The organism is Streptomyces sp. NPDC096193 (genome assembly GCF_040302905.1).
Lineage (GTDB): Bacteria > Actinomycetota > Actinomycetes > Streptomycetales > Streptomycetaceae > Streptomyces.
The window spans coordinates 33,527-44,655 of record NZ_JBEOSJ010000027.1; the positions used below are offsets into that span (position 1 = coordinate 33,527).

The following is an 11,129-nucleotide window of genomic DNA, read 5'->3' on the forward strand; positions in this document are numbered from 1 at the left end:
CGGTCCCGCCCGGCATCATGAGCATCTCTCATTTCCGTACGAACAGGACGATACGCTCATGGCGGACGCAGGCGGCACCCGGCTCCCCCTCGCGGTGTGGATCCTCACCAGGACGGCGCTGCTGCTGTGCGTCTTCAAGGTGGTCACCTTCCCCGGCCCCGACGTCACCACCGACGTCTCGGTGATCTACCAGGGCTGGTACGAGACGCTCAGCAGCGGCACCTTCCCACTGGACGACGTCACCTGGCAGTACCCGCCCGCCGCCGCGCTCGCCATCCTCTCGCCCGCAGTGGTCCCCTTCATCGGCTATGCCTCCGCCTTCTTCGTCCTCGCCGCCCTCTGCGACGCCTTCGTCCTCGCGCTGCTGCTCCACGCGGGAGGGCGACCGGGTGCGACCCGGCGGGGCGCCTGGATGTGGGTCGGCGGTGTGGCGCTCCTCGGGCCGACGGCGTACGCGCGCTACGACCTGATGGTCACCGCGGTCGCCGCGGCCGCGCTCGTCGCGGGAGCCCGCCGGCCCCGCCTGCTCGGGGTGCTCGCGGGCCTGGGCGCCATGCTCAAGGTCTGGCCGGTCCTGTTGCTGCTGGGGCTGCCGCGCGGCCGGGCGTCCCGAAGTGCCTGGGCAGCCGCGGCGGCCACGGCGGCCGGCCTCACCCTGTTCTTCGTCGCGGCGATGCCCGGCGCCCTGGCCTTTCTCACCGCCCAGCGCGACCGGGGCACCGAGATCGAGTCACTGGGGGCGCTCGTCTTCCACGGGGCGCGGCACCTCGGCTGGGAGGGCCGGGTGGCGCTGAACTACGGGTCCGTGGAGTTCCTCGGCCCCTGGGTCCCCCTCGTGTCCACGCTGGCCATGTTCCTCGGGCTGGCGGCCCTCGGCTGGCTGGTGCTGTGGCGGCTGCGGGCGCGGGAGTTCGGCCCCTCCACCGTGTGCGACGCGGCGTTCGCCGCCGTGCTGCTGTTCACCACCACCAGCCGGGTGATCAGCCCGCAGTACATGATCTGGCTGGTCGGGCTGGCGGCGGTCTGCCTCACCTTCCGGGCCGGCCGCATGACCCTGCCCGCCTGGCTGGTGCTGGCCGCCTGCGCGATGACGGTGCTGGAGTTCCCCGTCCACTTCGCGCACGTGGTGGAGAGCGACCCGCTGGGCGTGCTGCTGCTGGCGGTGCGCAACGGTCTGCTGGTCGCGGCGACGGTGACCGCCTGCGTACGGCTGTGGCGGCACACGGTCCACGGGCCCGGCAACCGCGGGAGCCTGCCGCTGCGGCCCGCGCCCGACAAGGAGCTGCTCTCCTCCTGAAGCGCCGGTGCGGCCGCCGTCAGCCCAGGCGCTCCCGCAGATACCCCCGCCACGTCACCGTGAACTCCTCCGGCGAGATCCCCAGCACGTCGAGCATCGCCTTCTCGACCGCGCCCGCCCGGTGCTTCTGCTCCCCCACCGCGCGGTAGAAGGCGGTCAGCTTCGCCTCGCCCCATCGCTCGGCGATCAGCTCACAGGCCATCCAGCCGCCCTCGTAAGCCCGCGCCAGCACGTCCGCGTCCCCGCCGAAGGCGAAGGCCTTGTCGTCCGGCAGGGCGGCCGGGGTCTCGCCGCCGCGGACCGCGCGCTGGAGTTCGGGCGCGGTCTGTCCGTCCGTGCGGGAGGTGCCGCGGTAGGCGACCCAGTCCGCGAAGCCCTCCGACAGCCACATGGGAGTGGCCTGCGAGGTGTACGCCCGGGTCGCCACGTGTGTCGTCTCGTGCGTGAGCACGACGGCCTGCCCGAAGTCGCCGAGCACCCCGTACGCCTCGGGGTTGACGATCACCCGGTCCGCGGGGGCCTTGCCGGACGACCCGATCTCGCCGGTGGTGACGGCCGCGATGCCCCGGTAGCCGGCCGCGGGGGCGCCCAGCAGCTCACCCATGGCCTCCAGCGAGGACGGCACGAGGACGACGACGCGTCCGGCCCAGGGGGACGGCCAGGCACCCGCGACGGCCGGCACCGCACGGTCGGCGGTCGCCGCGAGCGCCTTCTGCCGGACGGTGTCCCGGTCGACGGCTAGCACGAGGCTGCGGCTGCCGCGTACGACATGGACGTCGCCCTGCTGCCAGAGCTGCTGGGCGCTCTTCCCACGGGGCTCGTCCGCCTTCAGATACCAGCGGCCGTCGCGCCGGACGAATGCGAAGGTGCGGGCGGCGATGACGGGTGCGGTGTCGTATCCGGCGATGCGGTAACGGAGTTCGGCGTCGGCGACCGCGGTGGAGCCGTCGCGGCGTACGTCCACGAGCCGGTACTCCCAGGACCCGAAGGGGATGTCCGCCATGTTGCGGAACTGCCGCAGCTCGTCGGCCCGCAGGGCGCTCGCGTCGGAGGCCAGCGCACCGAGGTAGGCGTTCTCGTCGTGCCCGAGGACGGCGGCGGCGCGGCCGTCGAGGGTGCGCTGGATCTCCTGGACGGTGCTGTCGGACGCCCCGGGAGCACCGCAGCCGGAGGTCAGCAGAGCGACGGCGAGGCCGAGCCCCGCCGCCATCCGTATCGCCCGGCGCCCGACGCGCCCGTGACCTGCCACCCTGCGATCGTACGGAACACGGAGAGCAAGCGGACGGGCCAGGACGCTGCCCGTGCCCGGACGAGGAACCGTCCCATCCGCCCAGCCGCCTCGGACGGCGGACCGGGAGCGGGCGCCGGACCGGGAATCAGACGCGCGTGACCGAGGAGACCGGCATCATGCCGACCGGGTCGTAGCGCACCGGGGCGCCCGGGTAGGGCGCGTGCACCACCTGGCCGTTGCCCATGTACATCGCGATGTGACTGGCGTCGCTGCGGTACGCCACCAGGTCGCCGGGGCGGGCCTCGGAGAGGGAGACCTGCCGGCCGGCGTAGCGCTGTGCCTGGGAGGTGCGCGGCAGTCCGACGCCCGCCTGGGCGTACGACCACTGGGTGAGCCCCGAACAGTCGAAGCCCGAGGGCCCGTTGGCGCCCCAGACGTAGGGGCGGCCCACCGCGTTGCGGGCGGCCATCACCGCGGCGGCGGCCCGGGAGGAGGAGGGGGCGAGGCCGGAGAGCTCGGGCAGGTTGCCGCGTCCCGAGCGGGAGGCGCGGTCGAAGTCCGCGCGGTCCTCGGAGGGCAGCGAGTTGAGCAGGCGCCGGGCCTCTCCCAGCTTGCGTTCGACGGTGCGCTTGTGGTGGGCGACGGCCGCCCGGCTGCGCTCCAGATCGACGAGGTCGCGAGTGGCTTCCGCACGCTCCTGGCCGAGTCTTCGCTGCGCCTGCTGGAGATCCCGCAGGGCGGTGGCCTGACGCTCGCTGATGCGGTCCAGGGTCGCGGCCTTCTCCAGATAGTCGTCGGGTTCCGCGGAGAGGAGCAGTTCGAGCGCCGGATCCATGCCGCCGGAGCGGTACTGCGCCTCCGCGACCGAACCGAGCGCGCCGCGCATGCGGTTGATGCGCTCCTGGCCCCGGGCGACGCTGTCCTGCGCGTGGCTCACCTCCTCACGCAGCCGGCCGGCCTTCTCATTGGCCTTGTTGAACTGCTCGGTGGCCTTCTCAGCCTCTTCGAAGAGCCGGTCGACCGTGGCGCGCGAGGAGTCCGGCCCGTCGCCCGGGTCGGCGATGGCCGCCGGTGCGGCCCCGAGCGCCGCAGCGGCCGTTGCCGCCGCGGCGGACAGAACGGTGACCCTGGCGCTGTGAGTGAGACCGGGCTGTGAGGGCCGTCGATGGGACGCCACGAACCGCGCTCCCTTCCGCTGGACGAGGTGCACGAGGGATGGTGCGCGGCAGACAGTAGCCGGGCGATCACGCGGCGGCCAACGACCGTATCGTGCACAGACAGTGACGCCCCGCCGGAGACCACAGGTCACCGGCGGGGCGCAGCGTCAGCAGGAGGTGCGGGAAATCGCCCGATTGGGCGTCAGATGCGCACGCCGAACTGGAAGGGCATGTTGTTGATGGACTCGTAGCGCACGTTGGTTCCGCTCCGCGGCGCGTGCAGCACCTGGCCGTTGCCCGCGTAGAAGCCGACGTGGTGCAGGTCGCCGTAGAAGATCACCAGGTCGCCCTGCTTGAGGGCGCTCTGGGAGTAGATCCGGGTGCCGGCGTTGGCCTGCGACTGCGAGGTGCGCGGTATGCCGACACCGGCCTGGGCGAACGCCCAGGAGGTGAGGCCGGAGCAGTCGAAGGAGTTGGGGCCGGAGGCGCCGTAGACGTACGGCGTACCGATCTTGCTCTGGGCGGCCGCGAACGCGGCGGACGCGCGCTGCGAGGCGGGCACCGCGGCACCGAGGTCCACCCGCTCGCTCGCCCGGTCGGCGCGGGTCTCGTCGGCGGCGAGGGAGGCACGCTCCTGCGCGCTCAGGGAGTTCAGCAGCTTCTGCGCGGACGCGAGCTTCGACTGGACTTCCTTCTTCTTCGTGCCGAGCTGCTTGCGCGTGTCCGCCAGGTCGCCGAGCTTGCTCTGGGCTTCCTGGCGCTGCTGCGCGAGGGTGCGCTGCTTGGTCTGGATCTCGGTGAGCGCCTCGGTCTGCTTGGCGCCGAGCTGGTCCAGCGCGGAGGCCTTGTCGAGGTAGCTGTCCGGGTCCGAGGAGAGGAAGAGCTGTACGGCCGGGTCGATGCCGCCGGAGCGGTACTGGGCGCTGGCCACCGAACCGAGGCCGTCCCGCAGGGTGTTGAGCTCGTCCTGACCGCGGGCGACCTTGTCCTGGATGGCGTCGACCTGCTTCTGGAGCTTGTCCTGCTGCTCCTTGGCGCCGTTGTACTTCTCGGTGGCCTTCTCGGCCTCCTCGTAGAGCTTGTCGACCTTTTCCTTGACGTCGCTCTTGCTCGGCTTCGGATCGGCCTGGGCGGCCTGGGAAGTGAGGGCGACGGCCGCTGCCGCGGTCGCGGTGAGCACGGTCACGCGGGTGCGGCTCGGCTGCTTGGGACGACGGTGGGACGCCACGCGGGCGAGCTCCTTCTTCCTCAGCCGCCTACCGGGCAGTGGGGGGTCAACCCCGGCTCTGCGCACACAGCTCCCCCGGAACAAGCCGAAGTGCGCAGAAAGTGGCGGTTCCTTCGCTGTCACCCCGGGTGGGTGATCAACCGCGCGAAGGTTCGAGGCCTGACCTTAGTGACCTTCTTGTGATCACTTCAAATCCTGTCGGGAAAAATGTTTGGCGCGGAGAGCATTCTTTACTCACATCACACGCGTTGTGATTGCCACTTGACGCAACGTTCCACCGACAGTGGTGCGAATGGGCGCAATGAGTACGCCAGTTGCTCAGACTCGCGAAAGCCGCTTCAGCAACAAAACGGACGCGACCGGCCTGGCTCCCGCCTTCGCCACACCGTCGGCGACCTCGCGGTCGGTGGAGACCACCACGACGGGCCGGCCGGGCGGCTCCGCGCGCACCAGCTGGCGGATCAGTTCGTCGGCCGTCACACCCGGCTTGGAGAACAGCACCCGCACGCCGCGCGGCGGTGCCAGCAGCACCGGGGCTGCCAGCTCGGCCCCGTCGAAGACACAGGTGATCTCGGCCCCGGTCTGCGCCGCGAGCATGGAGAGCCCGCCGAGCAGCCGCAGCCGCTGCTTCTCCAGCGGCATCGTCGGATACCCGGTCTTGGTGACGTTGTAGCCGTCGACGACGAGATGCGCCTGCGGCAGCGCGAGCAGTTGGTCGAGCAGCGCGGGGTCGGTCTCCGACAGTGCGCGGGCCGCGATGTCCTTGGGCGACATCCGTCCGGGCTCGACCGCGTCGACCGTGTCCGCGGGATGAACGGACGCGGGCGGCAGGGCCAGTTCACGGCGCAGCCCCTGCGCGGACTCCAGCACGGTGTCCAGCAGCAGCCGCAGCCGCATGTCCTCGACGGAGCGCCCCTCACGGGCGGCACGGCGTCCGGCCTCGACCGCCGCCTCCGCCTCGCCCAGACGTGCCTTGAGGCGCCTGCTCTCGCTCTCGGCGGCCGAGACCTGGGCCGCGGCCTCGGACCTGATGGTGTCGATCTCGGCGTTCACCCGGCGCAGCGCGGCCTCACCGCGCTTGACATCGCTCTGGGCGCTGCGCAGCTTGCGGCGAAGCGATTCGGCTTCCTTGCGGACCGTCTCCAGCTCGCTGCGCAGCCGTTCGGTCTCGCTCTTGGTCAGCCCACGCGCCTCGACCAGTTCCTCACGCAGCCGCTCCAGTTCGCGCCGGCCGGCCTCGTCCGCACGCTCGGCGTCGGCGCGTTGCGCCTCCTCGCCGGCGGCGGCGACAAGTTTCACCCATCCGGTGGGCCGCAGAACGTAGGCGGCGGCCGCCACGTCGAGTGGATCGGCCGCCGCGGGCGGCGATCCCGCCGTCAACGCCCCACACAGTTCGGGCTGCGCCTGTGTGAGCCGTTCGGCGATGCGCTGCCGGAAGACGGGGTCGCTCTCCAGGGCTGCGGCCATCGCGTTGCCCGCGAACTTGGCGCGGCGGGAGGGGGTGAAACGGGCGTACTGCCGCAATTGGGCGGGCAGTTCCGCGACGGTGAGCCCACCGAAGGCGTCCGAGACCAGCCCCACGACCCGGCGCCGCACACCTTCCGGCAACGGCCGGTCGAGCGCCTCTGCGGCGCCACCGGCCGCACCGGCCGGCTCGGCGCCGCTGTCAGGCTGCTCCACGATCCGTCACCCCACTACCCGTTCGGGCCACTCCCTCAGGAGGCGGCGCCCGGCCTGTCCACCAGCTCGATCTTGTCCACCGCGTTGCACCAGCGGCAGCGCACCGACTCGATGGTCTCACTGACCACGTCACGCTCTTCGACGGTCGGTTCTCCGGCCAGGTCCAGATGGACGTACTCCACGACCTTCGACGAACGCGTGACGTCGAAGCGGGTGAGGTTCCCGCAGAGCGTGCAGCGCCAGCGGGTCTGGTCCGTCGGCGAGGGAACCGTCGTCATCGTTCCGTCCTCGTTTCGTCGTGCGGATGCGGGTGCCGCGGTGCGCCGTCGAACTGCGGATGTACTCCCTGTAACCCTACGGGCTCGGGGGCATCCCCTGCTCACGCGGAGCGGAGCTCGGGGAGGGTACCCAACGGCACGGCGAGGCACTCTGTACCGTTCCGGCCCGCTACGCCATGCTCTGTCCATGATCGGTTGGCGCAGGGCGGTACGGGGTGTGGTGGCCGGGCCCTCGGTGACGTACGGCCTGATCGCCGTCTGCTGCGCGGTCTTCCTCATCAGCCCGGTCTCGGGGCTGAACCCGTCGTACGGCACGGGTGACGCGTGGCTCGCGGCGCAGAGCGCGTACTTCGAGCGTTGGGGCGTGATCCCGGCCCAGCTGATGACCGGCTCCCCGGACACGCTGCTCACGCCGTTCACCGCGCTCTTCGTGCACGGGAACTGGCTGCACCTGCTCGGCAACCTGCTCTTCCTCTACGTCTTCGGCGCGATGGTGGAGGAACGCATGGGGCCGCTGGAGTTCGCCCTGTTCTACCTGGGCACCGGCGCCTTCGCCCTGCTCGCCTACGCGGCGGCCAACGCCGAGTCCGGGCAGACCCTGGTGGGAGCGTCCGGGGCGATCTCGGGGGTGCTCGGCGCCTTCCTTCTCCTCTTCCCGAAGGCCCGGGTCACCAGTCTCTTCCCTTTCCTCTTCTTCCTGCCGCTGCGCTTCCCGGCCTGGATCGTGCTGATCTTCTGGTTCGTCCTCCAGTGGCTGGCCGTGTCGGGGGCCGGTCAGGGCGGCCCCGGGGTCGCCTACCTCGCGCATGTGGTGGGGTTCGGCACCGGGTTCCTCTATGCCTGGGGACGGTTCCGGCGTCCGGCTAGAGTGAAGGCCCCAGCAGCGGCCACCGAGGGAGAAAGCCAGCCGTGATCACTGCGATCGTGCTCATCAAGACCAGCGTGGACCGCATTCCGGAGATCGCGGAGTCCATCGCGGCGCTGGACAGCGTCAGCGAGGTCTTCTCCGTCACGGGCACCTACGACCTGATCGCCATGGTCCGCGTGGCGAAGCACGACGACCTGGCGGATGTGATCCCCGGCCGTATCAGCAAGATCCAGGGTGTCGAGGGCACGGACACGCACGTCGCGTTCCGTACGTACTCGCAGCACGACCTGGAGGCGGCGTTCGCGATCGGTCTGGACTCCTAGCGCCCGTCGGCCACTGCGACCAGGGGACGGGCCCCGGAACACGAAGAAGCCCGCGCCTCTCGGCGCGGGCTTCTGTCGTGGCCGGTCTCAGACGGCGGGCACGCAGCGGCCGTCCTCCGTGCGGTACTGCCACTTCGCGCCCTCGCGCACCAGCTCCTTCACCGCGCCGACGAAGCGCTCCACGTGCTCGTCGGGCGTCCCGGCACCGAAGCTCACCCGGATCGCGTTGAGCGAGACCTCGCCCGGCCGGGCCTCCGGGGCGCCGCACTCGCCCGGGTCCTGCGGGGCACTGCCCAGCAGGGTGCGGACCAGCGGATGGGCGCAGAACAGGCCGTCGCGCACCCCGATGCCGTACTCCGCCGACAGGGCGGCCGCGAAGTGCGAGCTGTTCCACCCCTCCACCACGAAGGAGATGACGCCCACCCGCGGTGCGTCGTCGCCGAACAGCGACAGCACCTTGACCTCCGGAACCGCGGCCAGGCCCGCCCGGACCCGGTCGACCAGATGCTGCTCACGGGCGACCAGGTTCTCGAAGCCGGCGTCGGTGAGCGCCTTGCAGGCCGAGGCGATGGAGTAGACGCCGATGACGTTGGGCGAGCCCGCCTCGTGGCGCGCGGCCGTCGTGTGCCACTCGACGTCGACCCCGCCGTCCGCACGCCGCGCCACCTTGCGCGACGCACCGCCGCCCGCGAGGTAGGGCTCCGCCTCCTGCAGCCAGTCCGCACGGCCGGCGAGCACGCCCGAGCCGAACGGCGCGTACAGCTTGTGCCCGGAGAAGGCCACCCAGTCGACGTCCAGGTCCCGCACCGAGACGGCGTGGTGCGGGGCGAGCTGCGCCGCGTCCAGGACGATCCGCGCGCCGTGGGCGTGCGCCACCTCCGCGAGCTCCTTCACCGGCCACAGTTCACCCGTCACATTGGACGCTCCGGTCACGCAGACCAGCGCCGGGCCGCTGGGGTCTCCCCAGCTCGAAGAGCGAGGGGAAGGGTCGCGGCCGGCGAGAGCCTCCTCCAGCGTCCGTACCGCCTCGGCGTGGGTGCGCGGCGCGTTCAGATACGTCACCCGCGCATCACCCCAGGGCAGCAGCGAGGCGTGGTGCTCGGTCTCGAAGACGAAGACGCGGCAGTCCGCGGGCAGCGCGGACGCCAGCAGGTTCAGCGAGTCGGTGGTGGACCGGGTGAAGACGACCTGGTCGCCTTCGCGGCAGTCGAGGAAACCGGCGACCGTGGCGCGGCTGTTCTCGAAGAGGTCGGTGGACAGCTGCGAGAGGTACCCGGCACCACGGTGGACGCTGCCGTAGTAGGGGGCGTACGCGGCGACGTCGTCCCACACGCGCTGAAGCGCCGGTGCGCTGGCCGCGTAGTCGAGGGCCGCGTAGGTGACCTCGCCGCCGGTCACGAGCGGGACCGTCACATCGCGGCCGAGGACCGGCAGCGGCTCGGCACAGCAGGGTTCGGACCCGGCGGCGGCGACGACCGTGTCCGAGGAGGGGCCGGAGGCGGCAGGAGCGATGGCGGTGTTCAGGCGTGCGGACATGGCGGTATCTCCCGGCAGGAAAGGCGAAATCGGCTTCAAGAACCCGGCGGTGCGGGGACCTCGACACACGGCGGACACCGTGCGGAGGGTGTGCTGAAGAAGGGGCTGTACGCCCTATCGCATTCGCTTGCTCACGAGACTGCTCCCTTGAGGACCAGGACCCCAGGGTGTGCAGGGGTCCGCGCTTGCCACAGACCTCGCTGCCTGCGGCCTGGTCTTCACCCGGGGCACCCCGCCACGGACGGAGGGTTGCCGGACAGCGGGCCGGGGCCGTAATCGCTGTCACTCATGACCTTGGAGAGCATCCTGCCATACCTCGCGGACGCCGCAAGGGCGCGGTCCACCATCCGGACCGCGCCCTCGCGTGACGTATCGATCGGTGCTGCCGGCCCCTCGCCGGATCAGCCCTGGCTGTTGGTGGCGGCCACCCAGCGCTGGAGCGCGTCGTTCGCCGCCCCCGAGTCGATGGCCTTGGCGGCCTGGGCGACCCCTGCCGCCAACTGTTCGTTGAGCGTGCCGTCCGTCGGGTCCAGCGCCACCAGGGCGGCCGCCGAGTTCAGCAGGACGGCGTCCCGGACCGGCCCGGTCTCCCCGCCGAGCAGCCGTCTCGCCACATCGGCGTTGTACGAGGCGTCGGCGCCGCGCAGCGCCTCCACCGGCACCAGGTCGATGCCGATGTCCCGCGGGTCGAACGCCTCTTCGCGCACCTCGCCGTCGCGAACGACCCACACCCGAGAGGTGGCGGTCGTCGTCAGCTCGTCCAGGCCGTCGTCGCCGCGGAAGACCAGTGCCGACGAGCCGCGCTCGGCGAGCACCCCGGCCATGATGGGCGCCATCCGTGCGTCCGCGACCCCGGTGGCCTGCGCCCCGACCTGTGCCGGATTGGTCAGCGGTCCGAGGAAGTTGAACGTGGTGCGGATGCCCAGCTCCTTGCGCGCCGCGGCCACATGCCGCAGGGCGGGGTGGAACTTCACGGCGAAGCAGAAGGTGATGCCCGCCTCCTCCGCGACCTCGGCCACCCGCTGCGGGGTCAGCTGGAGATTGACGCCGAGCTTCTCCAGCACGTCGGACGCGCCGCTCGCGGACGAGGCCGCGCGGTTTCCGTGCTTGACGACCTTGGCTCCGGTGCCGGCCACGACGATGGCCGACATCGTGGAGATGTTCACCGTCTTGGCCCCGTCGCCGCCCGTGCCGACGATGTCGACGCTGCGGCCGGGCACCTGGATCAGGTTCGCGTGCGCGTACATGGTGCGCACGAGGCCGGAGATCTCCTCGACCGTCTCGCCCTTCGCCCGCAGCGCGACCGCGAACCCGGCGATCTGGGCGTTCGTCGCCTCGCCGCTGAGGATGCGGTCCATCGCCCAGGCGGTCGCGTCCGCGCTCTGGTCGCGGTTGTCGAGCAGCGCGTTCAGCACACTCGGCCAGGAGTGAGCCGCCACGCTGTCGCCGCCGACCGGGGTCACAACGTTCATGGTCCACTCCTGGGTCCACAGCCGATAAGGGAATGCGTCCACCCTATCCAGCCCCGGAG

General features: G+C 71.6%; 10 protein-coding genes and 1 riboswitch. Of the genes, 3 read left to right on the forward strand and 7 right to left on the reverse strand.

Going from position 1 to position 11,129, the window contains the following annotated elements; all coding sequences use genetic code 11:
* Nucleotides 1-58: 58 nt before the first annotated feature.
* Entirely contained in the window at nucleotides 59-1,297 is a 1,239-nt protein-coding gene (locus ABTX78_RS29910) for a glycosyltransferase 87 family protein (protein WP_352209900.1), read from the forward strand.
* Nucleotides 1,298-1,316: 19 nt separating this feature from the next.
* On the opposite strand, the gene ABTX78_RS29915 is transcribed toward ABTX78_RS29910, so the two are convergent.
* The 5 genes from ABTX78_RS29915 to ABTX78_RS29935 form a co-directional block, all read right to left on the reverse strand.
* Nucleotides 1,317-2,507: a hypothetical protein gene (locus ABTX78_RS29915; protein ID WP_352209959.1), complete on the reverse strand. Its 1,191-nt coding sequence runs from the start codon at nucleotides 2,505-2,507 to the stop codon at nucleotides 1,317-1,319.
* Between the two features lie 166 nt (nucleotides 2,508-2,673).
* Complete coding sequence (locus tag ABTX78_RS29920; protein WP_352209901.1) at nucleotides 2,674-3,705, reverse strand: C40 family peptidase; 1,032 nt, start codon at nucleotides 3,703-3,705, stop codon at nucleotides 2,674-2,676.
* 182 nt (nucleotides 3,706-3,887) lie between these two features.
* Nucleotides 3,888-4,913, reverse strand: a complete 1,026-nt coding sequence (locus ABTX78_RS29925; protein ID WP_352209902.1) for a C40 family peptidase — start codon at nucleotides 4,911-4,913, stop codon at nucleotides 3,888-3,890.
* A gap of 318 nt (nucleotides 4,914-5,231) precedes the next feature.
* Entirely contained in the window at nucleotides 5,232-6,593 is a 1,362-nt protein-coding gene (locus ABTX78_RS29930; protein ID WP_352209903.1) for an NYN domain-containing protein, read from the reverse strand.
* A 35-nt stretch (nucleotides 6,594-6,628) separates the two neighbouring features.
* Nucleotides 6,629-6,871 (reverse strand): hypothetical protein, encoded by a 243-nt coding sequence (locus ABTX78_RS29935; RefSeq protein WP_313946813.1) that lies wholly within the window; start codon nucleotides 6,869-6,871, stop codon nucleotides 6,629-6,631.
* Nucleotides 6,872-7,058: 187 nt separating this feature from the next.
* Between ABTX78_RS29935 and ABTX78_RS29940 the strand changes: the two genes are divergently transcribed.
* On the forward strand, nucleotides 7,059-7,784 hold the full coding sequence (locus tag ABTX78_RS29940; protein WP_352209904.1) for a rhomboid family intramembrane serine protease: 726 nt from the start codon (nucleotides 7,059-7,061) through the stop codon (nucleotides 7,782-7,784).
* Nucleotides 7,781-8,062 (forward strand): Lrp/AsnC family transcriptional regulator, encoded by a 282-nt coding sequence (locus ABTX78_RS29945; protein WP_307663983.1) that lies wholly within the window; start codon nucleotides 7,781-7,783, stop codon nucleotides 8,060-8,062. The genes ABTX78_RS29940 and ABTX78_RS29945 overlap by 4 nt, the downstream gene beginning before the upstream one ends.
* Nucleotides 8,063-8,149: 87 nt before the next feature.
* Here the strand turns inward: ABTX78_RS29945 and ABTX78_RS29950 are convergent, their stop codons facing one another.
* Together ABTX78_RS29950 and trpD are read right to left on the reverse strand one after the other, a co-directional pair.
* Nucleotides 8,150-9,598: an aminotransferase class V-fold PLP-dependent enzyme gene (locus ABTX78_RS29950; protein ID WP_352209905.1), complete on the reverse strand. Its 1,449-nt coding sequence runs from the start codon at nucleotides 9,596-9,598 to the stop codon at nucleotides 8,150-8,152.
* A 176-nt stretch (nucleotides 9,599-9,774) separates the two neighbouring features.
* Nucleotides 9,775-9,892: riboswitch (SAM riboswitch) on the reverse strand.
* A gap of 107 nt (nucleotides 9,893-9,999) precedes the next feature.
* Entirely contained in the window at nucleotides 10,000-11,070 is a 1,071-nt protein-coding gene (gene trpD, locus ABTX78_RS29955) for an anthranilate phosphoribosyltransferase (RefSeq protein ID WP_352209906.1), read from the reverse strand.
* Nucleotides 11,071-11,129: the final 59 nt, after the last annotated feature.

Coding starts and splice junctions, on each gene's coding strand:
- ABTX78_RS29910 (WP_352209900.1), top strand. CDS start 59: ATGGCGGACGCAGGCGGCACCCGGCTCCCCCTCGCGGTGTGGATCCTC.
- ABTX78_RS29915 (WP_352209959.1), bottom strand. CDS start 2,507: ATGGCGGCGGGGCTCGGCCTCGCCGTCGCTCTGCTGACCTCCGGCTGC.
- ABTX78_RS29935 (WP_313946813.1), bottom strand. CDS start 6,871: ATGACGACGGTTCCCTCGCCGACGGACCAGACCCGCTGGCGCTGCACG.
- ABTX78_RS29940 (WP_352209904.1), top strand. CDS start 7,059: ATGATCGGTTGGCGCAGGGCGGTACGGGGTGTGGTGGCCGGGCCCTCG.
- ABTX78_RS29950 (WP_352209905.1), bottom strand. CDS start 9,598: ATGTCCGCACGCCTGAACACCGCCATCGCTCCTGCCGCCTCCGGCCCC.
- trpD (WP_352209906.1), bottom strand. CDS start 11,070: ATGAACGTTGTGACCCCGGTCGGCGGCGACAGCGTGGCGGCTCACTCC.